The 24,299-nt window shown below is 72.2% G+C and carries 23 protein-coding genes; 8 read left to right on the top strand and 15 right to left on the bottom strand.

What is annotated here, in order from left to right; translation table 11 throughout:
• The first annotated feature begins 298 nt into the window (after positions 1 to 298).
• Entirely contained in the window at positions 299 to 724 is a 426-nt protein-coding gene (gene panD / locus IE145_RS22895) for an aspartate 1-decarboxylase (protein ID WP_189527326.1), read from the top strand.
• Between the two features lie 41 nt (positions 725 to 765).
• Positions 766 to 1,119 carry a GNAT family N-acetyltransferase gene (locus IE145_RS22890; protein ID WP_189527325.1) on the top strand — a complete coding sequence of 118 codons (354 nt, stop codon included), beginning with the start codon at positions 766 to 768 and terminating at the stop codon, positions 1,117 to 1,119.
• A 63-nt stretch (positions 1,120 to 1,182) separates the two neighbouring features.
• Here IE145_RS22890 and IE145_RS22885 read toward each other — a convergent pair whose 3' ends face one another.
• From IE145_RS22885 to IE145_RS22865, 5 genes are all read right to left on the bottom strand, one after another.
• Positions 1,183 to 1,947: a PIG-L family deacetylase gene (locus tag IE145_RS22885; protein WP_189527324.1), complete on the bottom strand. Its 765-nt coding sequence runs from the start codon at positions 1,945 to 1,947 to the stop codon at positions 1,183 to 1,185.
• A gap of 509 nt (positions 1,948 to 2,456) precedes the next feature.
• Positions 2,457 to 3,821: a type III PLP-dependent enzyme domain-containing protein gene (locus IE145_RS22880; RefSeq protein WP_189527323.1), complete on the bottom strand. Its 1,365-nt coding sequence runs from the start codon at positions 3,819 to 3,821 to the stop codon at positions 2,457 to 2,459.
• 32 nt (positions 3,822 to 3,853) lie between these two features.
• On the bottom strand, positions 3,854 to 4,651 hold the full coding sequence (locus IE145_RS22875) for a family 1 encapsulin nanocompartment shell protein (protein ID WP_189527322.1): 798 nt from the start codon (positions 4,649 to 4,651) through the stop codon (positions 3,854 to 3,856).
• Positions 4,648 to 5,751: a Dyp-type peroxidase gene (locus IE145_RS22870; protein ID WP_189527321.1), complete on the bottom strand. Its 1,104-nt coding sequence runs from the start codon at positions 5,749 to 5,751 to the stop codon at positions 4,648 to 4,650. Before IE145_RS22870 ends, IE145_RS22875 begins: the two co-directional genes overlap by 4 nt.
• Before the next feature lie 352 nt (positions 5,752 to 6,103).
• Entirely contained in the window at positions 6,104 to 6,646 is a 543-nt protein-coding gene (locus tag IE145_RS22865) for a DUF5709 domain-containing protein (protein WP_189527320.1), read from the bottom strand.
• Positions 6,647 to 6,958: 312 nt separating this feature from the next.
• On the opposite strand from IE145_RS22865, the gene IE145_RS22860 reads away from it, so the two are divergent.
• Both IE145_RS22860 and IE145_RS22855 read left to right on the top strand, forming a co-directional pair.
• Complete coding sequence (locus tag IE145_RS22860) at positions 6,959 to 7,552, top strand: DUF8017 domain-containing protein (protein ID WP_229825745.1); 594 nt, start codon at positions 6,959 to 6,961, stop codon at positions 7,550 to 7,552.
• Between the two features lie 102 nt (positions 7,553 to 7,654).
• The gene (locus IE145_RS22855) at positions 7,655 to 9,235 is read left to right on the top strand and encodes a carboxylesterase/lipase family protein (RefSeq protein ID WP_189527319.1); all 1,581 of its coding nucleotides are present in this window, start codon (positions 7,655 to 7,657) and stop codon (positions 9,233 to 9,235) included.
• 94 nt (positions 9,236 to 9,329) lie between these two features.
• On the opposite strand, the gene IE145_RS22850 is transcribed toward IE145_RS22855, so the two are convergent.
• Together IE145_RS22850 and IE145_RS22845 are read right to left on the bottom strand one after the other, a co-directional pair.
• Entirely contained in the window at positions 9,330 to 10,148 is an 819-nt protein-coding gene (locus IE145_RS22850; protein WP_189527334.1) for an ABC transporter ATP-binding protein, read from the bottom strand.
• A 128-nt stretch (positions 10,149 to 10,276) separates the two neighbouring features.
• Entirely contained in the window at positions 10,277 to 10,642 is a 366-nt protein-coding gene (locus IE145_RS22845; RefSeq protein ID WP_189527318.1) for a hypothetical protein, read from the bottom strand.
• A gap of 95 nt (positions 10,643 to 10,737) precedes the next feature.
• Between IE145_RS22845 and sigJ the strand changes: the two genes are divergently transcribed.
• Complete coding sequence (sigJ, locus tag IE145_RS22840) at positions 10,738 to 11,664, top strand: RNA polymerase sigma factor SigJ (RefSeq protein WP_189527317.1); 927 nt, start codon at positions 10,738 to 10,740, stop codon at positions 11,662 to 11,664.
• 29 nt (positions 11,665 to 11,693) lie between these two features.
• On the opposite strand, the gene IE145_RS22835 is transcribed toward sigJ, so the two are convergent.
• Both IE145_RS22835 and IE145_RS22830 read right to left on the bottom strand, forming a co-directional pair.
• Positions 11,694 to 12,353, bottom strand: coding sequence for an MSMEG_1061 family FMN-dependent PPOX-type flavoprotein (locus IE145_RS22835; RefSeq protein ID WP_189527316.1), 660 nt, complete (start codon positions 12,351 to 12,353; stop codon positions 11,694 to 11,696).
• 58 nt (positions 12,354 to 12,411) lie between these two features.
• The gene (locus tag IE145_RS22830) at positions 12,412 to 13,452 is read right to left on the bottom strand and encodes an SCO7460 family lipoprotein (protein ID WP_189527315.1); all 1,041 of its coding nucleotides are present in this window, start codon (positions 13,450 to 13,452) and stop codon (positions 12,412 to 12,414) included.
• A 287-nt stretch (positions 13,453 to 13,739) separates the two neighbouring features.
• On the opposite strand from IE145_RS22830, the gene IE145_RS22825 reads away from it, so the two are divergent.
• Both IE145_RS22825 and IE145_RS22820 read left to right on the top strand, forming a co-directional pair.
• On the top strand, positions 13,740 to 14,882 hold the full coding sequence (locus IE145_RS22825) for a S1 family peptidase (protein WP_189527314.1): 1,143 nt from the start codon (positions 13,740 to 13,742) through the stop codon (positions 14,880 to 14,882).
• A gap of 545 nt (positions 14,883 to 15,427) precedes the next feature.
• Complete coding sequence (locus IE145_RS22820) at positions 15,428 to 16,189, top strand: isocitrate lyase/PEP mutase family protein (protein ID WP_189527313.1); 762 nt, start codon at positions 15,428 to 15,430, stop codon at positions 16,187 to 16,189.
• 201 nt (positions 16,190 to 16,390) lie between these two features.
• Here IE145_RS22820 and IE145_RS22815 read toward each other — a convergent pair whose 3' ends face one another.
• The 4 genes from IE145_RS22815 to IE145_RS22800 are packed head-to-tail and all read right to left on the bottom strand — an operon-like array spanning position 16,391 to position 20,994.
• Positions 16,391 to 17,752 carry a GH1 family beta-glucosidase gene (locus tag IE145_RS22815; protein WP_189527333.1) on the bottom strand — a complete coding sequence of 454 codons (1,362 nt, stop codon included), beginning with the start codon at positions 17,750 to 17,752 and terminating at the stop codon, positions 16,391 to 16,393.
• A 20-nt stretch (positions 17,753 to 17,772) separates the two neighbouring features.
• Positions 17,773 to 18,666 (bottom strand): carbohydrate ABC transporter permease, encoded by an 894-nt coding sequence (locus IE145_RS22810; RefSeq protein WP_189527312.1) that lies wholly within the window; start codon positions 18,664 to 18,666, stop codon positions 17,773 to 17,775.
• Positions 18,659 to 19,672 carry a carbohydrate ABC transporter permease gene (locus IE145_RS22805; protein WP_189527311.1) on the bottom strand — a complete coding sequence of 338 codons (1,014 nt, stop codon included), beginning with the start codon at positions 19,670 to 19,672 and terminating at the stop codon, positions 18,659 to 18,661. Before IE145_RS22805 ends, IE145_RS22810 begins: the two co-directional genes overlap by 8 nt.
• 11 nt (positions 19,673 to 19,683) lie before the next feature.
• Complete coding sequence (locus IE145_RS22800) at positions 19,684 to 20,994, bottom strand: ABC transporter substrate-binding protein (RefSeq protein ID WP_189527310.1); 1,311 nt, start codon at positions 20,992 to 20,994, stop codon at positions 19,684 to 19,686.
• 142 nt (positions 20,995 to 21,136) lie between these two features.
• Here IE145_RS22800 and IE145_RS22795 point away from each other — a divergent pair, with 142 nt between their 5' ends.
• Positions 21,137 to 22,468, top strand: a complete 1,332-nt coding sequence (locus IE145_RS22795; RefSeq protein ID WP_189527309.1) for an ROK family transcriptional regulator — start codon at positions 21,137 to 21,139, stop codon at positions 22,466 to 22,468.
• Here the strand turns inward: IE145_RS22795 and IE145_RS22790 are convergent.
• Together IE145_RS22790 and IE145_RS22785 are read right to left on the bottom strand one after the other, a co-directional pair.
• Positions 22,461 to 22,913, bottom strand: coding sequence for an NUDIX hydrolase (locus tag IE145_RS22790; protein ID WP_229825744.1), 453 nt, complete (start codon positions 22,911 to 22,913; stop codon positions 22,461 to 22,463). The two genes, IE145_RS22795 and IE145_RS22790, sit on opposite strands and share 8 nt — an antisense overlap.
• A gap of 251 nt (positions 22,914 to 23,164) precedes the next feature.
• The gene (locus IE145_RS22785) at positions 23,165 to 24,253 is read right to left on the bottom strand and encodes a LacI family DNA-binding transcriptional regulator (protein ID WP_189527307.1); all 1,089 of its coding nucleotides are present in this window, start codon (positions 24,251 to 24,253) and stop codon (positions 23,165 to 23,167) included.
• Positions 24,254 to 24,299 lie beyond the last annotated feature (46 nt).

Below are 24,299 nucleotides of genomic sequence, written 5' to 3'. Positions count from 1 at the left end.
ACCCGATCGAGACTCCCGTTCGACGCCCACCCCTCAAGATCGGAACGACAACAGCTACTCACTGATACCCGCAGGGGAGAGCTGCGTAGGCTTGCGGAGTCGTCCCGGTGGAGTTCGGGAGAGTGAGTGGGCTCTCCCAGTGTCACTTGACGAAGCGTCAAAGAAGTCAGCAAGTGGTCAGCATGAGTCCTGAAAAACCTGGGGAACGCCGCCCGAACATGCGACTCGTTGTAGAGTGTGGAAACAGCACTTGACCTGCAAAAATGCAGGCAGGGAGCCTACGTCCTGGAGTACCTCAATGATACGCACGATGTTCAAGTCCAAGATCCACCGCGCCACCGTCACCCAGGCCGACCTGCACTACGTCGGGTCCGTGACCATCGACGCCGCTCTGATGGAGGCCGCCGACCTGCTGCCCGGCGAGCTGGTCCATATCGTGGACATCGACAACGGCGCCCGCCTGGAGACGTACGTCATCGAAGGCGAGCGCGGCTCCGGTGTCATCGGGATCAACGGCGCGGCCGCACACCTCGTGCACCCCGGTGATCTGGTCATCCTGATCAGCTACGCGCAGGTCGAGGACGCGGAGGCCCGCTCCTTCGTGCCGCGGGTCGTGCACGTGGACTCCGACAACCGGATCGTGGCGCTCGGCACCGACGCCTCGGAGCCGGTTCCCGGGAGCCGTACGGAGCGGAGCCCGCAGGCCGTCGTCGCGGGCGGCTGAGAGCGTCGGCCGCCTCCAGGACCGGGAGAGGACGGAAGCCGATGGCGCAGAACGCCGCTGTGGAGATCAGGGACGACCGGGACCACGGGAACCTCGTGGCGTACGAGGGCGGTGAGTCGGCCGGGACCATCGCGTACTTCGTCATGGATCCGGCTCCCGGCGCGCTCGTGGCCGTCCACACCGTCGTCCGGCCCGAGCACGAGGGCAAGGGCATCGCGGGCGCGCTCGTACGGGAGTTCTACGCGATGGCCGCACGTGAGGGCGTCCCCGTCGTCCCGCTGTGCCCGTACGCCGCGAAGTGGGCGAAGCGCCACCCCGACGAGGCGCCCGAGGTGTCGGTCGAGCTCGTCCAGGAGGCGGAACGGCAGCTCAGGCACCACCCCGAGCTGTTCTGACGGGCCCGCCCGGGCGGAGCCGGGGCGGCGGTCCGCGGCGGAACCGCCGCAGGCCGGAGCGGATCACGCGCACAGTTCCGTGGCCGACCCGCCCCGGCGCCCCAGGTCCTCGCGGATGTACCACTCGGTGCCCAGCACCTCGCGCTGGACGGCCGGAGCCAGGGCGGCGATCCGGCCGGGTGCCGCTCCTCGTTCCACCTCGCTGCGGTGCGCCAGGATCGCGGCCAGCTTCTGCGGCAGCCAGGGGCCGACGTCCGTCGTGATCCAGGCGTCCTCCGAGCAGTACAGCGCCTCGGCCGGAGTGCCCGGCCGGGCCAGCCGTCCGCCCAGCGCGACGGCCACCGAGCGGGGGTGCGTGGCCAGGTAGAGGGCGCTCGGCTGCCAGGGGGCACCGGCGCCCGGACAGAACCCCGGAAGTCCGGCAGACCGAACGGCCAGTGCGGTGATCCGGTGGGCGTGGACGTGGTCCGGGTGGCCGGTCATGCCCCCGTAGGCGTCCGTCGTGATCACGACCTCCGGGCGTACGTCACGGATGTGGCCGACCAGGGCCGCCACGGCCTCGTCCAGGGGCGCGTCCAGGAACCTGGGCCGGCCCGGGGCCGACTCCGGTACGCGGGCGTCCGCGTAGCCGAGCAGCCGCGGAGCGCCCGCGCCCAGGGCGTCCAGGGCCCGGGCGAGCTCGCCGGCCCGGTGCGTGCCCTCTGCCCAGGTCGCCGTGACCACCGCCGTACGGGCCCCGGACGCCGCGTGCCGGGCGAGGACACCCCCGCAGAACAGGGCCTCGTCGTCCGGATGGGCGTGGACGGCGAGAACACTCGGCAGGGGCATGGCGACACCTTTCGCAGCGGCGGCGACGTGGTCCCGGTCCCGGCGGTCCGGGCGTCGTGCCCGGAGCCTGCCCACTGCGGACCGCCCCGCACCCGTGCCCGTACGCTCCGTGGTCACGGGGCGCAGGTGTGGACTCGGCAGGCGCGGGCAGCCGCACCGGGAGACGGTGGAGGAAAGCTCCATCTGTCCTTTTCGTTCCGTTGTGGAGGATCGCGATGACCCACCCGTACCCCGACCCCGTACCGCCTTCGCCGACTCCTCCGCCCGTGCCGGGCCCGCCCACGCCGGTGCCCAGTCCGCCTCCCGTGCCGCCGGGGCCCGGTCCGATGCCGCCAGGTCCGGCACCGGACCCGATCCCGCAGCCGCCGGGGCCCAGCCCCGACCCCGTACCGGATCCGGAACCTGAGCCTCAGCCCGCCGGGACATGACCGGAGGAGTCCCCGGGCGGCGATCACGAGAACCCAAGCAGGCGTCGCCCGGGGCTCCTCGGCCCGGTCCATGCTGTCCGCTCAGCGGTCCCGCTCCATCAGGGCGTCCACGTGCGCGAGTCCGCTCTCCGCCGCGATCGAGTCCAGCGACTGCGGCTCCCGCACCGTCGCGAACGTCACCGCCCCCGTGGGCCCCGCCACCCGGAATCCGTACACCGCCGGGCGGGGCAGGCTGTTGTACGCCCACGGGGTGGAGAAGTAGTACGCCCCCGTGTCGTACAGCACCACCACATCGTCCTCGGCCAGCTCCGGCAGCTGACTGCCGTACGCCACCACGTCCCCCGCGAAGCAGCAAGGGCCCGCGATGTCCTGCGCCAGCAGCGGGCCGTCCTTGGGCGCGCCGTCCGGGCCGAACGCGCCGATCCGCAGCGGCCAGGCGTCGGGCATCAGGACCGTGCGGGTCGCGGTCTGCGCCCCCGCGTGGGTGAGCGCGATCCGGCGGCCCCCGGCGTCCTTCGTGTACTCCACCCGGGCCCCGATGAACCCGTTCTTCGCCAGCAGCGACCGGCCGAACTCCGTGACCAGCGCGTAGCGGCCGGAGAAGAGGCCGGGGGCGGCGGCCGTCAGCGCCGCCACGTAATCCGCGTAGGTGGGGTGCACCGTCTCGTCGGCGAAGTTGACCGGGAGCCCGCCGCCGATGTCCAGGCTCGTGACCTGCCGGACGCCCAGCGTGGCGTTGATCTCCTCGGCCAGCTCGTGACTCCGGGCCACCCCGGCCGCGATCAGTTCCAACGGGCAGCCCTGGGACCCCACATGGGCGTGCAGCCGGGTCAGCCACGGCCGTTCCCGGAAGGCTTCCACGATCGCCTCGCGGGCTCCCGGGTCGCGCAGGGCCACCCCGAACTTCGACGTGTCCGTCGCCGTGCTCATCGGCCCGATCGAGCCGCCGCCCACCTGGGGATTGACCCGCAGCCCGAGCACCGAGGCCGTGCTCGGGTTCCGCAGCGCGTCGATGCGGCGCAGTTCGTCGAGGCTGTCGGCGTTGACGGCAACGCCGAGGGCGAGCGCCAGCCGGATCTCCTCGCGGGTCTTGGCGGGGGAGTCCAGGACGATACGGGACGCGGGGAACCCGGCCTCCAGGGCGAGGCGCAGTTCGCCGGGGCTGGCCACCTCGCACCCCATCCCGCAGTCGGCCAGCAGCCTCAGCACCGGGATGAGGGAGCAGGCCTTGGCCGCGAAGGTGTGCAGCACCCGGGGCGTGGCGGCGAAGGCGTCGTGCAGGTTGCCCACGGAGGCGCGGACCCCCTCCGTGTCGATGAATCCGGCGACCGGATCGCTCTCGCCCAGCAGTCCCTGCTGGACGGCCGCTTCGACGACGGCGTCGTAGCGGGCGGCGGGCGGTGTCGTGCCGTCCTCGTGGTGGGGTGCGCAAGTCGTCCGAGTCATACGGCCAGAGTCCCCGATGGCCGCCCCCGGGGTCAGGCGATCAGGCCGACGACAGCCTCCGGCGTCAGCATCCGGAAGGTGAACGCCTGATGGAAGTAGAGGCGGATGCTGGTGGCGTCGTGGTCCGCGTATCCGATCGACAGGTCCTGGCCCAGGCAGAGTTCGAAGTCGCCGCCCCGCGTGGACAGCAGGACCCCGCCCTTGACCGCGGGCGCCCACAGGATCTCGTCGTCCACCAGGCGACTCAGATGCGTCTTGACCGGGTACCCGTGGTCCGAGGTCTCGGCGGCCTCGGTGAACGCGTCCGCGCCGAGCAGCAGGCGGTACGGCCCGTCGACCCCGGCCAGCCGCAGCCGTGTCACGGCCTGGCTGACCGCCACCGGATAGTCCCGCGCGTCGGCGGGCAGCGGCAGCGGTTCGTGCGAGGAGCCGTCCCGCAGCCCGGTGATCCCGGCCGCCCCGTACCCGTCGATGATCGCCATGTCCTCGGCGAACGCGCAGGTGCGTGCCGCGTCCTTGACCGGCTGCCAGTCGCTGTCGGCGGAGCCGCGCTCCACATCGTCCACGGCCTGGCGGCTCACCGTGAACGGCACCCGCCACTCGATGACCGGCATCGACGTGCGGGCCCGGGCCAGCACGTCCGGGGTGGGCGGATCGATGTCGCGCAGATGCCCGTCGCCCACGGCGGCCAGCGTCGGACCGTCCGGCTCGGAGACGTCGACGACGCGGCGGCCGGCCACATGGCGGCGGAAGGTGCGCCGGGCCTCCTCCTCGATCTCGTCCCAGGCGGACGGGGTGACCGGTGCGAGTTCGCGGTGCAGATTGTTCATGAGGGGGCACTTTCTTGCAGGCTGCCGATGCGCAGCGAACCGTGACCGGAACCGGCAGGGACCGGCTCCTGCCGGACCGGGCCGGGCGCCGGTTGCGGTCGGACCGGTCCGGATGCCGTCTCCGGCAGGTCCCCCGAGCGGGTCAGGGAGGGCAGGGGCGGCGGGGCGTCCAGGAAGTCGGCGCGGGGGGCGAAGAAGAGGGAGCCGGTCACCGCGGTGGAGAAGTCGAGGATGCGGTCGTGCGTCCCGGGCGGATCGCCGAGGAACATGTTGCGGAGCATGCGCTCGGTGACGTCCGGATCGGCGGCGTACCCGATGAAGTACGTACCGAACTCGCCCTTCGCGAAGCTCCCGAACGGCATGTTCGCCCGCAGGATGTCGCGTTCGGTGCCGTCCGGGTCGGTGATGGTGTTGAGCGCGAGGTGGGAGTCGGCGGGCTTCTCCTCGTCCGGGAACTCCACGTCGTCGAGTTTGGTGCGGCCGATGACGCGTTCCTGCTCCTCGACGGTGAGCGCGTTCCAGGACGTCAGGTCGTGCAGATACTTCTGTACGACAACGTAGCTGCCGCCCTCGAAGTCGGGGTCGTCGTCCGCGCCGACCAGCGCCGCCGCACGGGCGTCGTCGCCGACCGGGTTCTCCGTACCGTCCACGAAGCCGAGCAGGTCCCGGTGGTCGAGGTAGCGGAAGCCGTGCGTCTCGTCCACGATCCGCAGGGCTCCGCCGAGCTTGTCGAGCAACTGGGCCGCCCACGCGTAGCAGACGTCCATCCGCTCGGCCCGGATGTGCAGCAGGACGTCGCCCGGCGTCGCGGGCGCGTGGTGAAGCGGCCCCCGCAGCTCCGGGAACGGGTGCAGGTGTGCGGGGCGTGGCCCGGAGAACAGCCGGTCCCAGGCGCTGGAGCCGAACCCCGCCACACAGGCGAGATCGGCATCCGGAAAGCGGAAGCCGAGCGACCGTCCCACGGCCGCGAGATCCGGCAGCACGTCCCGCACCGCGCTCTCGCCGCCCGGCTCGATCGTGCCGACCAGAATCAGCGCCGCGTTGGTCAGTGGCGCCACGACGGGCTGTACGGAGACGGGATCGGGTACGGCGTCGGGCATGGGCGCACTCCACTGCGGACGGTGAACAGGGCTCGCAGCCACTAACCCACGCCCCGCCCCCGCCCGCACGCCGGGAGCGCCCGGCCGGGTCAGCCCGCCTCGGGGCGTTGCGGGCGAAGTCCCGGGCCAGGTTGCGGCCCACGACCGCGAGTCCGCTGCCACCGGTCCGAGCGGTGCCGCCCATCCGCGTGCGCCTGGGGATCGAGGGCGTGCAGTGCGGCAGGTGCCGCTCTTCGGGGGCTGTGCTGCGACCGCAGGAGTACGGGCCCGGGGACGGCAGTGTTCAAGGTGCGGGCGCTCACGGCGGCCCGCTGAGGGGGTTCAGGCGCGCTGAGGGAGTTCAGGCGCGCGCTCAGGGCGAGGGCGGGGCGGTCCCGCCACCGGTGGCGGGATCGGACCCCGTAGTGCCCGGGACCGGCGTGGGCTCCAGGAGCGCGTCGTCGTCCCCCGGCTCGGGGATCACGTGCATCGCGGCCTCCTCGGCCGACGCGGCCGCTCCGTCGATGCCCACGTCGCTGGCGGTGAGGGTGGCCGGGACGGTGCCTTCCGCCTGCTGGGTCAGCCGCCCGGCGCGAGCCACGCCCACCTCGTTGTCCCAGGGCTCGCCGTCGCCGTCCACGAGATCGCCCACACCGTCGCCGAGCGAGCCGTCCGGCTCGGGAACCTCCCGCGTCAGCCGGGTCTCCAGGGACTCGCCGGTGTGCCGCTCGTTGGCCGTGGTGCCGAGCCCCTCGACCACCCACGGGCGGTCCGGGGGCGCGTAGCCCTCGTCCAGCGGATCGCCGGTGCCGGAGGGGTCCATGAGCGTGTCCTCCGCGCCGAGCTGCTCGGCGGGGTCGGAAGCCTCGGGTTCCTGGGGCTGGTAGACGTCGTCCCCCCAGTCGCTGTCGCTCATGGCGCGTCCTTTCCTCCGGGAGTCTCCGGGCGTACCGAATCCCACTGTCCCCTGTACGCAATTCCACTCCGGTCCCGCTCCGGCCGCAAAGGGAAGATCGGATTCGGGTGCCCCGCACGGGTGGCGCGAAACGGTCCGTCCGCAGGTCGCACCCGGTTCCCCGGCGCACGGAGACTCCTGGGACGCCGGGCCGTTCGCATCGTCGGACAGCTCGGCACACCGCCCGCGGGGCCCAGCGGAGGCGACGTCGTCCCGCCGTCCGCGTCCCCGGTGGACCCCGGGGGCGGAACCGGGGGCTCCACCGCGCCCCTCGTGCCGGGCTGGAAGACGGTGATCCACCCCGAGCGCGGCATCGCCTCCGACGTGCCGGGGGACTGGGCGGTGAAGTCGTCCGGATGGGTGACCCACGTCGCGGAGAACGGCGGTCCCGCCCCCGAAGAGACTCCGCTCGTCGGGTTCGCCGCCCCGGCGGTCCTCAAGGAGAAGTGGTGCCGCTCCGACGACGACGGAAACGGCACCCGGGAGGACACCCCGCCGGCCTCCGTGGGCTTCCGGGCCGAGCCCGACGCCCGCGACACCGCCGAAGCGGCCCGGGAGAACGCCCGTCTGCGGGTCTACGGCAGCCTACGCCCAGCCGTCGAAGGAGAAGGTCACCACCGGGCCGCAAAGCCGTTCACCGCGGAGTCCGGACTCACCGGGAGGGTGGCGACGGCAGCCTCGGCCGGAGTCGACGGGACGGGCCGCTGTACCCACGACGGCACGGCGACCGGGTTCGCCTTCGAGAACCCGGCGGGGGAGACCCTGTCCCGGACGTTCGTCGGTGTCCGCGGTGTGGACGACGAGGTGCCCGAGCCGACCGTGCGGAAGATCATCGGCACGGTCCGGCTCGTCGAGAGCGCCCCCTGACCACTGCCAAGATCAACTCACTGGCGGCGGCACCGGTGACCTGCGATGCTGACCCGGCCCCGCCGAAGGCCGGACGGGGCGGGAGCGGGGGAAGCGGCAGCTGTGGACGTCTTCACGACGAAGTCCGGGACGGTACGGGGGCGGCGCGCCGCCCGGGACCACGGCATCGTCGTCGTACGCGGACTCCCGTACGCGGCCCCGCCGTTCGGCACCCTGCGGTTTCGTCAGCCGCGGCCGCCGGAACCCTGGGACGGCGTGCGCGACTGCTCCGCTTTCGGTCCGGTGGCCCCGCAGTCAGCCGAACTGCCGGGCGCGCCGGTCTGGTCACCCGGTGACGAGGACATCCTCACGCTGAACATCTGGACGCCCGCCGAGGGGCCGGGCGATCTGCCCGTGCTGGTCTGGATCCACGGCGGCGCGTACGTCTTCGGCTCCTCGGCCCAGCCCGATTTCGACGGGACCGCGCTGGCGGGCGAAGGGCTCGTCGTCGTCACCCTCAACAGCCGTCTCGGCTTCGAGGGATTCGGCCATGTGCCCGACGGCCACCACAGTGCGGCCTTCCCCGACAACCGGGGGCTCCTCGACCAGATCGCCGCCCTGGAGTGGGTCCGCGACAACATCGCCGCGTTCGGCGGCTCGCCCGACCGGGTCACCCTGGCCGGGCAGTCCTCGGGTGCGACCTCCGTGGCCTGCCTGGCGGTGGCCGACCGGGCGCGCGGCCTGTTCCGCCGTGCCGTCCTGCACAGCGCCGTCAACGCCTTCGCCACGCGGGAGCAGGCGGCCGGCGCCACGGCCGAGGTCGCAGCGGAGGCCGGGGTGCCCGCCACCCCCGCCGGGCTGCTCGCGGCTCCGCCCGAGGCCCTCGTGGCCGCCACGGACCGGGTGTGCGCCCGCTACGCCGAGGACCCCGCGGCGGGGCAGCGCCACTACGACCCGGCGATCTACGGTCCGGTCGCCGACGGTGTCCTCCTGACCGCCGACCCGCTGGAGGCGCTGGCGGCCGGCGCGGGCGGCGCGGTGGAGCTGCTGGTCTGCCACACCACGGAGGAGTACTGGCTCCTGGACGCGGTCGGCAGCAGCGCGAAGGTCACGACCGAGGAGCAACTGGCCGTCTTCGCCGCCGACTTCGGTCTCCCGGCCTCGCTCGTCGAGGGCCACCGCGAACGCCTGCCGGACGCGCGGGTGCTCGACGTCTACCTGTCCCTCTGCTCCGGCCTCCTCTTCGCCGAGTACAGCTCCCGTCTCGCGGAGGCCCATGCGCGGGCAGGCGGCCGGGCCTTCCTCGCCCGCTTCGACCGCCGCCGGGACCGCGCGGGGCAGCGGGTGCGCGCCTGGCACTGCGCGGACATCCCGTTCGCCTTCGGCAACCTCCACGAGGAGAGCGTCCACTTCCTCGTCGGGGGCCCGCCCGGTGAGGCCGACGAGGAGCTTTCGCGGCGTATGGCCGCTGCCTGGGCCGGATTCGCCGCCCAGGGCGATCCCGGCTGGGACCCCCTGGACGGACCGGCCGGGAGCGGGGCGGCGGTACGGGTCTGGCGTACGGCGGCGGAAGAGGGCGAGGAGCAGGCAGCGGGCGCGGCCCGGCGGGCGGCGGCCGGACCGGCCGGGAACCCGCCGCCCGGGGCCCAGGACGGCTTCCGTGACCTGTGGCGTACGGCTGGACTGCCGCTGCTGGCTCCCTGAGCCGGACGACCGGGCGGGGTCGTGCCCGGTCGGGCCCGAGCACGACCCGTCCGTCCCGGGCCCGCAGCCCCCTCCGCGCGGGCCGTGCCGTGCCCTACGCGTGCCCGTCGGCGCGTGCCAGCCAGCGGCCGGCGTGCCGGGTCACCTCGATGGGGCGGCCGAAGCAGGCGGTCATGCGCTCGGCCGTGAGAACGCCCTCGATCGCCCCTCGCGCCAGAACGCGCCCCTCGCGCAGAAGCAGGGCGTGGCCGATCGCCGGAGAGAGCTCCTCCAGATGGTGGGTGACGGTCACCGTCGACAACTCGGGCCGGGCCGAGGCGAGATGGCGCATGGTGTCGATGAGGTCCTCGCGCGAGGGCAGGTCGAGCGCGTTGAACGGCTCGTCGAGCAGCAGCAGCGCCGGGTCCGCCATGAGGGCGCGGGCGATGAGGATCCGGGCGCGCTGGCCACCCGAGCAGACGCCGTACTCACGGTCGGCGAGGTCCTTGATCTGGAGTTCGGCGAGCAGCGCCTCGGCCCGGTCGCGCACCTCACCGTCGTACTTCCTCCACAGCGGCTGGACCGTGCCGGTGTGGCCGGTGAGGACGACGCCGTGGCCCGTCAGGTCGCCCGGGACGCGCTGCGAGGTGGAGACGTGGCCGATGAGGGCGCGCAGATCCCGCACGTCGACGCGTCCGAGCCGGTGGCCGAGGACCTCGACCGTGCCGGCCGTCGGGAAAGCGGTGGCGCCGACGAGACGCAGGACGCTGGTCTTTCCCGCCCCGTTGGGACCGAGCAGCGCCCAGTGCTCACCGGCCCGGACGGTCCAGTCGACGGCGTCCAGGATGATGTGGCCGCCGGTGTGGCGGCGCAGGCTCACGCCGTCGAGGGCGGCGACCACGCGCCCGTGACCGGTGCCGGTGTTCCCGTCCACGGCGTCGGTCGGCTTCTTCGCGTCGGTGTTCACCGCACCAAGGGTAGCTGTAGATAGCATTTATCCGAGTGGGTGACTGCATCGTGGAATCGGAGGACCGGCACTGCGGCGCAGGGGCGCCGCGGACTTCAGCGCCGCGCCAGCGCCAGCACGCTCAACCCGAACATCAGGACGCCCAGAGGTAGGTGCACCGACGGTATGTGCGCGATGCCGACCGCCACCTGGACCGAGGCGAGGACCAGGAAGCCGACGGCGTGCCCGACGGGCCGGGGCGAGCCGCCGCCCGGCTTCCACGCCAGCACGGCGGCGAGCACGTACAGCATGGAGGCCCCGTACATCACGCGTGCCCCGACGCTGTGCAGGACCTCGCCGTAGGCCGTGGTCATCAGCAGTCCGGAGGAGACCGCCTGAAGGAAGATGGTCAGGGTCTGCAGGGCGATCGCGATCCGCAGGAACGAGAAGCCGCTGTGCCGGGCCGTCACTCGGGTGGTCATGCCACGCCCCCATTTCCCGCCCGTGGGCGGTAGATCGATAAGGTTTCACCCGTCCGACGAGACGGGCCCGCGAAAGGTAAGGCGAGGGGGCGGACGTGAGCAGGGGGACCGCGGGGACGAGCGCCGACGGTGCACCCGGCGAGCGGCGCCAACTGTTCAATGTGGCCTACCGGTTGCTCGGCTCGGTCGCCGAGTCCGAGGACGCCGTGCAGGAGGCCTACACCCGCTGGTACGCGCTGCCGCGTGGCCGGCGGGACGAGATCACCTCCCCCGGCGCCTGGCTGACGACGGTCACCGGCCGCATCTGTCTGGACGTGCTCGGCTCCGCGCGAGCCCGGCGGGAACGGTATGTCGGCGCGTGGCTGCCCGATCCGCTGCCCGACCGCACCGAGTGGGGCCACGGCCCGGGCGCGGGCCCCGCCGACCCCGCCGACCTCCTGGTCCTGGACGAATCGGTGACCATGGCCTTCCTCGTCGTCCTGGAGTCCATGACCCCCGCCGAGCGCGTCGCGTTCGTCCTGCACGACGTCTTCCGCTACCCCTTCGCCGAGATCGCCGCCGTCCTCGGCCGCACCCCCGCGGCCTGCAAGCAACTGGCCGCGTCCGCCCGGCGCCGGGTGCGCGCCGCACGGGCTCCGGTGTCGGTGGCGACGGCCGGGCAGGCCGATGCCGTGCGGCAGGTCAAAGAGGCGTGGGAGAGCAGGGACATCGCCGCCCTCGTCGGCCTCCTCGACCCGGCCGCGGTGATGACCGCCGACGGCGGCGGCCTGGCCGGAACCGCCCTGCGGCCGATCGAGGGCGGCGCGCGCATCGCCCAGTACATGGTCGCCCTGGCCGACAAGGCTCCGGGGCTCGAACTCCTGGAGCGGTCGGTCAACGGCGCGCCGGGCCTGGTGGCCCGGCGCGACGGCGTGGTCGTGACCGTGGCCTCGTTCGACGTCACCGAGGGCCGCGTCGCCCGGATCTGGGCGGTCCGCAACCCGGAGAAGCTGCGGCCGTGGGCCCGCCCTGACCTCGCCTAGGGCAGGTCAGGGCGACAAAGGGCCTCCTCCTACTCGTACCGGTACTTCAGCGACTCCGCCTCCCGCTGCTCGATGTCGGCGATCGTCAGCCCCGGCATCCGCAGCTGCGCCAGCGTCACCTCGGCCGAGGTCGGTTGGGCGTCCGCCGGCAGCCACTGCTCGGGCTTCCAGGCCCCGCTGCGCAGAAGCGACTTGGGGCAGTGCGGGTAGACCTCCTCGATCCCGATCACCAGCGCGCTCGCCGGCGGCTTCCCGACGGCGGTGAGCTGCGACAGCAGCTCCGGGCGGGTCGAGACGCAGGCCCGGCCGTTCACCCGGAGCGTCGTGTTGCGCCCCGGGACGAAGAACAGTAGCCCGGCCCGCCCGGTGGCGATGACGTTCTGCAGGGTGTCCAGCCGCTTGTTGCCGGTCGCGTCCGGTATCGCCACCGTCTTCGCGTCCAGGACGGAGACGAAACCTGCCGGGCCGCCACGCGGCGAGACGTCGCAGTTGCCCTCCGCGTCCGCGCTGGCGACCAGGACCAGTGACGAGCATCCGATCAACCGCTGTGTCTGCTCGGTGAGTTCGGTCATCTGCTTGCGGATGGCCGCGGCCCCGGGCAGCTCGTAGGCCCGGCGCAGCGCCTCCTGGTCCATCACGGCGTCGAGGCGGAGTGAGTCGAAAGCACTGCCTGCAAGGGGCGTCGTCATGCCTCCGATCCTAAGCGTTGTCCCGGTCCCGGCAGGCGGGAAGGTGCCCGGTCGGCCGTCAGTACGGCGGCAGCCGCAGAACTCCCGAGCCCTCGCGGACGTCATGGACGAGCCGGACCTTCCCCACCGGATGGCCCCGCTCGTCCGTCGTGACCAGCGCCGCGTCGTCGGGGTTGACGCACCGCCCGCGCGCCCCCGGCTCGGGGCAGAACAGGACATAGCCGGTCTGCCGGTCCACCCGGCCCGGCTCCAGCCGCCAGATCCACTGGTAGTCGCTCACGACCACGTGGGGGTACGTGGCACGCAGCTGCTCCTTCACCGCGTTCTGCACGGTGTCGCCGAACTCCTGCCTCTCCCGGAACGGGCGGACGACTCTGGCGCTGCCCGTTGTGTCGACCCGGCCCGCCTCGATCTCGTAACTCGCCGAGAAGTAGGCGTGCTTGGTGAGCGAGGCCAGCAGATCCGACCGGGTGAGCCGCATCACCGTCGGCCAGGAGTCCTCGCCCCGGTCACGCCGGCCGGCGACCGACGGGGAGACCACGTTCACATACGAGGCCCGCGCTTTCGCCAACGCGCTGCCGGCCCCGCTCGCCGTGACCCACCGCTGGACGCACTCCCCGATCTCGCCGAGCACCTTCGTCACGGTGGCGTTCGTCAGCTCGGCCACCACGTAGGGCGGGGTGCCGGTCGGGCCGAGGGCGACGACGTCGTAGCCGCAGGCGTCGAAGGCGTCCCGGAGCGTACGGAAGTCCTCCGCCTGCTGCCGCCCCCGCCGTACGGCCTCGGCCAGCGCGCCCGCGCACTCCTTCCGGTCGCACATGCCCCGGTCCGCCTCGTCCGTGTCGATGCGGAGCCGGACCACGGCGTCGCGGTCGCCGGTCACCGCGAACGTGACCTCCGAGCCGCCGGAACCCGGGAAGAGCGTGCGCGCCCCGATCGCCTTGAGCTGCCCGGGGAAGTGCTTCTCGGCCAGTTCCTCGGCGGCCCGGCGGTCGTCCTCCGTGTCCACCACGCCACATGCGCCCACCAGGACGACCAGCGAACCCGCCAGTGCGCCGGTGAGCGCGGCTCTCCACCGTCTGCGGCGTGATCCGGCCATGATCTGCTCCTCCACCTGGTCCTGCCGTCGGGTGCTGCCCCGTGTTTCTGCGACCGTAGGGCCAGTCTCGGCGGGCCGGATGAGTACGCCTACTCAACCCCGGTGCGCACAGCGCCCCGAACCCCTCGCGCACCCCTCCTGTCATTGGCATGGACCTGACTCTTGAACTCCGCTACAGTCCGGGAACGGCACATCTGAGAGCGCTCTCAAAAGCACGATCGGACAGCGCTCCCGGACGCCTCCCGTTCCACCCCCACGTCGTTGGAACAACAGGAAGGGTCACTCCCTTGAGACACGCAACCCTGCTGCGGACCGGTCTGTCCGCGCTCCTGGTGCTCGGAGCCTGGACCGCCGCCGGTCCGGTGTCCGCCTCCGCCGCGCCCGCCCCCGCCGAACCTCCCGCCTCCGCCGCCCTGCTCTCCGCGATGCAGCGCGACCTCGGCCTCACCGAGAAGCAGGCCCTCACCCGGCTCGCCGACGAGAAGGCCGCCACTGCCCTGGAGAAGAAGGCGCAGCGCGCCGCCGGCTCCGCCTTCGGGGGCTCCTGGCTCGACGCGAAGACCGGCAAGCTCACCGTCGCGGTCACCACCACGGAGAAGACCGGAGCCGTACGGGCGACCGGTGCCGACACCCGGCTCGTCGAGCACTCGGCCAAGAGCCTCGATGCCGCCAAGGCGCGGATCGACGCCCTCGAAGCCCCGTCCGGTGTGAGCAGTTGGCACGTCGATCCGGCCGCCAGCCGTGTCGTCGTGAACGTCGTCGCCGCAGAGCAGGCTGACAACGATGTCCGCGCCTTCGTCGCGAAGGCCCGCAAGGCCGGTCCCGTCACGGTCCGGACGACTGCCCAGGCCCCGCAGACCTTCGCCGCCGGAACGGTCGGCGGCGACCCGTACTACACGGGCAACGTCCGCTGTTCCATCGGGTTCTCCGTGCACGGCGGCTTCGTCACCGCCGGGCACTGCGGCGGCACCGGCCAGCAGGTCCGCGGCTGGGACAACTCCTACATCGGCAACTTCCAGGGCTCGTCCTTCCCCGGTAACGACTACGCCTGGGTGAACGTCGGCAGCGGCTGGTGGACCGTCCCGGTCGTGCTCGGCTGGGGCACCGTTCCCGACCAGCTCGTCCGTGGCTCGAACGAGGCCCCGATCGGCGCCTCGATCTGCCGCTCCGGTTCCACCACGCGCTGGCACTGCGGCCGCGTCCTCGCCAAGAACGAGACCGTCAACTACAGCCAGGGTGCGGTCCACCAGATGACCAAGACGAGCGTCTGTGCCGAGGGCGGCGACTCCGGTGGCTCGTTCATCAGCGGCGACCAGGCACAGGGCGTCACCTCCGGCGGCTGGGGCAACTGCTCCAGCGGCGGCGAGACCTGGTACCAGCCGATCAACGAGATCCTCAACCGGTACGGACTGAGGCTGCACACCGCGTGACCCGGGGGAGCCGTCCCGCCGTCCTCCTCGGCGGAGCGGCCCCCGGCGGTACGACGCAGGACCAGTGAGCGGCCCCGCCGGTGTGCGGGGCCGCTTCCTTGTGGTGCCAACACCCCGCCGGTCATCAGCGGCACGACCACCGACAACGCCTCCGCAGCCGAGGCGGGCAAGCCGTTCACGCTGAAGGCGTCCGTCTCCGGCCCGGACGGCGACGCGCTCACCCACCAGGTGCCGGTCAGCTCCAAGCACATGACGACAGAGGTCAGTTGACGGACGCGGACTTCACCGACCGCGGTGACGGCACCTTCGAGGCCACCGGCAACGCGCGCTGTGTCCGCGTGAGCGCCTGAGAGCGCGGCACTCCGTGAGGCTGCCCGCTCTGCGGATTCGGCGTCCACCGGAGCTGATCCGGTGGGGCCCGCAAGGCCACCACGCCGTCCCAACCCCGCCGTCGGCGCGGCGGGAGCAGGCGTCGGCCACGGACATCCGTGGCCGACGCGGGCTCGTCGTGCCGCCGACGGGGGACGCGGGGTAGCGTCCTCGTCATGGACTTTCGCCTTACTGTCGAGCGCGCTGAGCGCCTCAAGCAACTGCACGCCGACCACAAGCCGCTCGTGCTGCCCACCGTCTGGGACGTCTGGTCCGCGCGGACCGCGGTCGCCGCGGGCTTTCCCGCGCTGACCATCGGCAGCCACCCGCTCGCCGACTCCCGCGGGGCCGAGGACCAGGAGGGCCAGACCTTCGAGGAGGTGCTCGCCGCCGTCAGGCCGATCATCGCGGCGGTCGACGTGCCCGTCTCCGTAGACCTGGAGTCCGGCTACGGCCAGAAGCCCGCGGATCTCGTCGCCGGTCTGATCGAGGCCGGCGGCGTCGGTCTCAACATCGAGGACACCGTGCACTCCGAGGGCGGACGCGTGCGCACCACGCAGGAGCACGCGAGCTACGTCGCGGGTCTGCGCGCGGCGGCCGACGACGCGGGCGTCCCGGTCTGGGTCAACGGGCGCACCGATCTCTTCGTGCACGCGGAGAAGCCCTCCGACGTCCTCGACGAGGTGATCGGGCGACTGCGGGCCCTGGAGCAGGCCGGCGCCGACAGCGTCTATCCGGTGCGCATCCAGGACGACGACGAACTGCTCGCGGCGGTGACCGCGGCCGTCGCCGTCCCGGTGAACACCACGGCACATCCCGTGAAGCACGACCTGGAGCGATTCCGCCGCCTCGGTGTCGGCCGCATCACCTACGGTCCACTGCTGCAGTTCGCGCTGGCGGACGCGATGAAGGACATGCTGAAGCCGTGGGCACCGTAGGCGTGTTCGCGATGTGACCGGTGAGCCGTGGCCGGCCGGCCACGGCTCACCGCGCGGGACGAAGCCGTTCGCCCCGGGGAGCCGACCGGGCCTTCCCGTGCGGCGGCGGCCCACCGTACGCCCCGGACGGGCCGCAGTGCTCGTCCGGCCGCGGCGAGATTCGCCGCGGCCGGAGGGGCCGGCAGGTGCCGGTGGGGAGGGTCAGGCGACCGTCCGGCCGTCGCGGCGTTCCGTATGCTCCCGGATCAGCTCCGCGTACCGGAGCCCGCTGCTCTTGACCGTACGGCGCTGGGTCGCGTAGTCCACGTGGACCAGCCCGAACCGCTTGTCGTAGCCGTACGCCCACTCGAAGTTGTCCATCAGGGACCAGGCGAAGTACCCGGCCAGCGGTGCGCCCTCGGCGACCGCGCGGGCGCAGGCGGCGAGGTGCTCCTCCAGATAGCGCACGCGCTCCGGGTCGTGCACCGAGCCGTCCGCCGCGACGACGTCCTCGTACGCCGATCCGTTCTCGGTGACGTAGATCCGCCCGACGCCGTACTCCTCGGTCAGCCGCAGCAACAGCTGCTCCAGGCCCTCCGCGTGGACCTCCCAGTCCATGTGGGTGAGCCGGGCGCCGGGGACGGATACCTGCCGGGCGTGCGGTGCGGTCCCGTCGGGGTCGGCGGTGACGACCTGGCGGAAATAGTAGTTGAGCCCCAGCCAGTCCAGCGGCGCCGCGATCGTCTCCAAGTCGCCCGGCTGGAGCGGGAGTTCGACGCCGTACTCCTCGACCATGTCCTGCGGGTAGCCGCGGCCCAGGATCGGGTCCAGCCACCAGCGGTTGATGTGGCCGTCGGCGCGGCGGGCGGCGGCGAGGTCGGCCTCGCTCCCGCTCGCCGGCTCGATCGGGCTGAGGTTGTTGACGATGCCGACCCGGGCGTCCGAGGAGGCCGCCCGGATCGCCCGGACGGCGAGACCGTGGCCCAGGTGCAGATGGCAGGAGGCGCGCACGGCGGCGGTCAGGTCGGTGAGCCCCGGCGCCATCCGGCCCTCCAGGTGCCCGATCCAGGCCGAGCACAGCGGCTCGTTGAGCGTCGCCCAGTCCTTGACCCGGTCGCCCAGGCGCTCGACCACATGGGAGGCGTACGCCGCGAAGTGCTCCGAGGTCTCCCGCACGGTCCAGCCGCCCCGGTCCTGGAGCACCTGCGGCAGGTCCCAGTGGTAGAGCGTGGCGAACGGGGTGACGCCCGCCTCCAGCAGACCGTCCACGAGCCGGTCGTAGAAGTCCAGGCCCGCCTTGTTGACCGGCCCGTCACCGCCGGGCACGACGCGCGGCCAGGCGATCGAGAAGCGGTAGGCGTCCGCACCGAGCCGCTTGATCAGACCGATGTCCTCGGGCACCCGGTGGTAGTGGTCGCAGGCGATGTCACCGGTGTCGCCGCCGTCGACCTTGCCCGGGGTGTGCGAGAACGTGTCCCAGATGGAGGGGGAGCGGCCGTCCTCGGCGACGGCTCCCTCGATCTGGTACGCGGCGGTGGCGACGCCCCAGGTGAAGTCGGCCGGAAGGGCGGTGAGATCGGACACGTACTGCCTTTCTGTGGAGGTCACTTGACGGCTCCCGCGGTGAGGCCGGCCACCAGGTAGCGCTGGAGCAGCAGGAAGCCCACGACGATCGGGACGCTGACGACGAGCGAGGCGGCCATCACCTGGTTCCAGTACACGTCGTTCTGCGTCGCGTAGCCCTGGAGGCCGACGGAGAGGGTCCGGGTGGCGTCGTTCGTCATGACGGAGGCGAAGAGGACTTCGCCCCAGGCCGTCATGAAGGAGTAGACGGAGACCGCGACGATCCCGGGGACGGCCGCCGGTACGACGACCCGGAAGAGGGCGCGGACCGGTCCGCAGCCGTCGACCAGGGCCGCTTCGTCCAGGTCGCGGGGGATGGAGTCGAAGTAGCCGATCAGCATCCAGATGGAGAACGGCAGCGAGAACGTGAGGTAGGTGAGGATGAGTCCGCCGCGCGATCCGTACAGCGCGACACCGGTGCTGTTGCCGATGTTGACGAAGATAAGGAACAGCGGGAGCAGGAAGAGGATCCCCGGGAACATCTGCGTGGAGAGCACGGTGACGGTGAAGACCCGCTTGCCCCGGAACCGGTAGCGGCTCACCGCGTACGCCGAGAACACCGCGATCGTCACCGACAGCACCGTCGCCGAGACCGCCACGATCAGCGAGTTGACGAAGTACTTGGCGAGCGGGACGGTCTCCCAGATGTCGAAGTACGGCTGGACCGTCAGCGTCGACGGGAGCCACTGGAACTTCCCCGACACGTCCTGGAGCGGCTTCAGCGAGCTGCTGACCATGACGTAGACCGGCAGCAGGACGAAGCCGGCGAGCAGGGTCAGGATGATGCGCCGGGTCCACAGGAAGGACTGCGGGGCCGCCATCGGCGAGCGGGCCCGCGACCGGGCGGTGCGGGCCGGCCGCGTGAGGCTAGACATCTGCGCCCTTCCTTCCGCGCGAGGTGAAGAACAGATAGACGGCCGTCACGAGCAGCAGGAAGAGCAGCAGCAGGACGGACATCGCCGATCCGGTGCCGAAGTTCCAGGTGACGAACGACGACTGGTAGATGTGGATCGAGATCAGGTCCGCGTTCTCCGGCGCCGATTTCCCGAACAGCACGAACGGGGTGTTGAAGTCGTTGAACGTCCACAGGAAGAGCACCAGGACCAGTACCTGGTTGACCGGGCGCAGCGAGGGCAGCGTGATCCGGCGGATCTGCTGCCAGATGCCCGCGCCGTCGATCGAGGCGGCCTCGTACAGCTCGCGCGGGATGTTCTGGAGCCCGGCCATCAGCATGAGGAAGGCGAACGGCCAGCCCTTCCACACCGAGACGATGATCAGGGTGTAGAGGCTGTTGTCGCCGATCAGCCAGAACGACGGCTCGTCCGTCAGGCCGAGCTGGTCGTGCAGGACGTGGTTGATCATCCCGTTGTCCCGCTGGAACATGAACGCCCAGGTGATGACAGCCGCGTAGACCGGCAGGGCGTACGGGACCAGGAAGATCGTCCGCAGGACGCCCCGGCCCCGGAAGCTCTCCTGGAGCAGGATCGCGGCTGCTGTGCCGAGCAGCCAGGCCAGACCCACGGAGAAGAACGTGAAGACGCAGGTCACGAGGAACGAGTGGAGCAGGGCCTCACCGATCGGCGCGTTGATGTCGACGGCGATCTTGTAGTTGTCGAGGCCGGACCAGGGCGCGGCGCCCCAGTTGCCGATGAAGAACTGCGTGAGCTGCCGGAAGCTCATCACGATCCCGATGACCATCGGGACGATGTGGACGAGGAGTTCCAGCAGGACGGCGGGCAGAAGCAGGAGATAGGGCAGTCCGCCTTGGCGGATCCGGTCGGGGATGCGCGGCAGTCTCCCGCGCGCACCCCCGGTGCCCCGGTTCGTGCCCCTGCTGGTCGACTTGTCGACCTCGGGGTCCGTGATGACGGTGGCGGTCATGGATCAGGGCCTCACTGCTGCATCGTCTGCTGGGCCTTTTCGAGGCGTGCCTTGACGGACTCCTCGGTCACGGGGCGTCCGGCCGCCGCGTCCGCCCACAGCTCCTTGACGGCCGTGCCCACGGCCGTCTCGAACTGCGACTCGTTGGGGACCTGGGGGAGCGGGGCGGCGCTGGTGGCGAGGGTGTCGCGCAGGACCTTGAGGTCGGGGGCCGCGAACGCGTCGTCGGCCTGGGCGGCCTTGACCGGCGGGATGGAGCCGTAGGTCTTGTTGAGCAGCTTCTGCTCGGCGTCGCTCGTCATGAACTTGACGAACTTCTTCGCGCCGTCGATGTTCTTGCTGTTCTTGAACACCGCCATGTTGATGCCCGCGACCATGGAGTTGACCTGCTTGCCGGTGCCCGGGGCGCCCGAGGGGACCGGCACCGGGGCCGCGCCCCAGTCCTCCGGCTTCATGCCCTGCGCGGCGAAGGTGGAGGCGGCCGCCTGCCACAGCACCATCGCCGTCTTCCCCTTGGCGAAGTCGGTGAGCGACTGGTTCTGGGCGTACTCGGCGTTGCCCGGCGCGATGATCTTGTCCTTGGCCATGAAGTCGATGTACTGCTTCACCGCCGCGACCGCACCGTCCGAGGTGAAGGTCGCCTTGCCGTCCTGGTCGAAGAAGTCGGCGCCGTGCTGCTGGCCCAGGACGAAGGTCTGGTGGATGTTGTTGGAGAGGTTGCCGCCCTCGGCGCCAAGACCCCACCTGCCGTTCTTGGATATCTTCTTGCCGGTCGCGACCAGCTCGTCCCAGGTGGCCGGCGGCTTCTCGACGCCCGCCTCGGCGAACATCTTCTTGTTGTAGTAGAGGGCGTACGCCAGCGAGTACAGCGGCACGGCGGCGGGCGGTTCGCCCGCCTTGCCGGCCGAGGCCACCGCCGAGTCGACGAAGCGGTCCCGGCCGCCGATCGCCTCGAAGTTCTTGTCGTCCCACGGCAGGAGTGCACCGGTCGCCTGGAGCGAGGCCGACCAGGTGTTGCCAATGTTCAGCACGTCCGGGCCCTGACCGGAGGTGGTGGCGGCGAGGATCCGGTTCAGCAGGTCGGCCCACGGCACGACCTCCAGCTTCACCTTGATCCCGGTCTCCTTCTCGAACTTCTTCAGCTCGGGAGTGAGGATCTTCTTGTCGGCCTCGATGCTGGGGCCCTGGTTGGACGCCCAGTACGTGAGGGTCTTCGGCGACTCGTTGCTGCCGCCCGACGTGGTTCCCCCGCCGCAGCCGGTGGCGGCCACGGCGATGGAGAGGGCGAGGGTGACGGCGCTTGCGGCTCTGAGGTGACGCATGAGAGGTGGCCCCTTTCCGGGGATGGCTGCGTTCGGGAACCGAACGGCCTCCATGACTTAATTTATGCCGTGATTTAAGAGGTGAGAGAAGGTCGCGTCAAGGCCTTGGGCCGGGGTATGTTCCTGGACGGGAAGGAGCACCATGGCCGAGCGCAACAGACGAACCGTGCGTGACCTGCGGCGGGGCAACCGGGCGCGGGTATTGCAACGGTTGTATTTCGACGGCCCGCTGAGCCGTCAGGAGCTCGGCCCGGTCACGGGCCTGAGTTCAGGGTCCATCAGTAACGTCGTCACGGAGCTGGCCGCCGAGGGCCTGCTGGAGGAGGCGGGCGTCGTCGACTCCGACGGTGGCCGCCCCCGTACGCTGCTGCGCGTCGCTCCGGACGGCGGCCTCCTCGTCGGCATCGACATCGGCGAGACCCGCGTCCGCGTCGAGCTGTTCGACCTCTCCCTCACCGAACTGGCCCGCACGGAACGGCTGCTGGCCCAGCACGGTTACGACGTCGAGCGCATCGTCGCCCATGTCCGCACCGGCGTCGCGGACGTGCTGCGCGACGCGGGCGCCGATCCGCGCCGGCTCCTCGGCATCGGGATCGGGGTCCCCGGCATCATCGAACGGGACGGCCCCGAAGGCCCCGACGGCACCCGGGGTGCGGTGGTGCACGGCCAGACGATCGGCTGGCGCGCGGTCCCCTTCGAACAGCTGCTGCGCGAGGCGGTCGACGTACCGCCCGAGGTGCCGCTCTTCATCGACAACGGCGCCAAGACGCTCGGCCAGGCCGAGATGTGGTTCGGCGGCGGCCGGGGCGCGGGCGCCGCCGCCATCGCCCTGATCGGCTCGGGTGTGGGCGCCTGCGTCGACCACGGCGACATCCTCGACGAGGACCGCACCAGCCTCGCCCTCGAATGGGGCCACACCACCGTTCAGCTCCGCGGCCGCCGGTGCCGCTGCGGCTCCATCGGCTGCCTGGAGGCGTACGCGGGCGCGGAAGCCCTGCGCGAGCGCTGGCGGGAGGCGGGCGGCCCGCTGCCCGAGGACGCCGACGACGAGACCGCTCTCGCCGCCCTGCTCGCCGCCGCCTACCCGGGGCGCCGTGGCACCCCGGACCCGGTGGCCCTCGCGCTGCTCGACGAGACGGCCGAATGCCTCGGTGCGGCCCTCGCCGACCTGGTGAACCTCTTCCTGCCCGAGCGGATCCTGATCGGCGGCTGGGCGGGCCTGCTCCTCGGCCCCCGCCTGCTGCCGGAGATCCGCCGGTACGCGAACGAGTACGCGCTGAGTCATGCGGCGGCCCGCACCACCATCGAGATGGGCCGCCTCGGCCCGGACGCGGTCACCGTGGGGGCTGCCACGCTCCCGCTCGCCGACTTCCTGACCCGGGGCGGCAGCCGCCCGGAGGCGGGCGGGTCGGGCACCCCACCGCGTACGGCCGTCGAGGCGGTACGGGAACGGCACCGGACCTGGGTCACCTGAGAGGGCGCGCCCCCTCGGGCCGGCCTGCCGCGCCGCCCCGCGCGACCCAGCGCGGGTCCACCCGGCCCAGGTGTGCGTCCTGGGCGTCGGCGAGCGGGTGCGCCAGGGGAAGCGGCGCGAACCGGCAGGTGAACCGCATCCCCGCGTCGCCCCCGTCGCCACGGACCCGGTGCTCCCACTCCACGGGGCCCTCCGGCGGGGCGTCGAGCAGCAGATAGGTGGTCAGCCGGGGCCGCCCCGTCCCGGGATGCGGCCGCCCGTCCACCGCGATCCGCCGGACGACACGGGCTCCCCGCAGCCCGGTCTCCTCGGCGACCTCGCGCAGAACGGCCCGCTCCGGATCCTCGCCGGGCGCGACCCCGCCCGCGGGCACCTGGGTGCCGGCCTCGGGGAAGTCGACATGGTCGAACACCAGTAGAGCGGGAGAGGGGTGACGTCGAATCACATAGGCGGCGACCCGGAGGCGGGGCGGGGGAGAGGGCGAAGAGGAGGGCGGAGAAGTGGGCGAAGAGGAGGGAGGAGAGAAGGGCGGAGAAGAGGGCGAAGAGAAGGGAGGAGAGGAGGCCATGAACCGCATCCTGGCGTACGCCGGTGAGCCCCCGCCCAACAGGACCCGAAGGGAACGCCGTTCAGGCCGCCCCCTGGCCACCCGCCCGGTCGGCACGTCCGTGGTCCCGGGCCCGGGGCGTGCGCCGTTCAGGCCGAATCCCGCACCACCAGCTCCGGCTCGAAGATCACGGAGGTCACCGGGCCGTCCGGTCGCGCCAACCGGTCCAGCAGCAGGCGGGTCATCTCCGCGGCCATCTGCTCCACCGGCTGGCGGACCGTGGTCAGCGGCGGACGGCAGGCAGGCGCCGCGCTGCTGTCGTCGAAGCCGACCACCGCCACGTCCCCCGGCACCGAGCGGCCGTGCTCCCGCAGTACATGGCAGGCCCCCAGCGCCATCAGGTCGTTGGCGGCGAAGACCCCGTCCAGGTCCGGGTGTTGGGCCAGCAGCCGTTCCATCGCCACCTCGCCGCTCTCCTGGGTGAACTGCCCCTCGGCGACGGGGACGTACGCGTGCCCGTGGCGTGCCATGGTGTCCCGGAATCCCGTCAGGCGCGCCTGCCCCGCCGGGACGTCCAGCGGACCGCTGATCGTCGCTGTGCGGCGGCAGCCCCGGGCGAGCAGATGTTCCGCCGCCAGCCGTGCGCCGTCCTGGTGCGCGAGATCGACATAGCTGACCGGGACCGGCCGCGCCGGGCGCGCGAACAGGACGGCTGCCAGGCCGGCTTCGGCGATCAGGGCGGGCAGTGGGTCCTCGGCGTGCGTCGAGACGACCAGGGCGCCGTCCGCACTGCCCTGCCGCAGGTACGCCACCACCTCCTCGCGCGCCCGCGAGGACTCCGCGAACATCAGCACCGGGTGCATCCCGCGCGGCCGCAGGTAGCCGACCACTCCGGTCACCACCCGGCCGAAGAACGGGTCGGCGAAGACCTGCGCGGTGAACGAGCCCCTGTCGCCGGACGCTGCGGCGCCTTCGGCTTCCTCTGCGGCTTCCGGCTCGACGCCCGCGCCCGACACCACCAGGGCGACGGCGTCGGCCCGCCGGGTGACCAGGGACCTGGCCGCCCGGTTCGGGGTGTAGCCCGTGACGGAGACCGCCTGCCGCACGGCCTCCTGGATCACCGGGTCGACATTGCGTATTCCGTTGATGACCCGGGAGACGGTGGCGCGCGAGACCCCGGCCGCCCGCGCCACGTCCTCCAGGGTGGGTGCTCCGGCCGCCCGCCGATCATCCGTCATGGGCGTCTTTATAGCACTAACGGAGAGCGCTCTCCACGGGCGGCCG

The sequence above is a fragment of the Streptomyces sindenensis genome (assembly GCF_014649035.1).
In the GTDB taxonomy this organism is placed as follows: domain Bacteria; phylum Actinomycetota; class Actinomycetes; order Streptomycetales; family Streptomycetaceae; genus Streptomyces; species Streptomyces sindenensis.
This window is presented reverse-complemented; position numbering and strand designations above follow the sequence as displayed.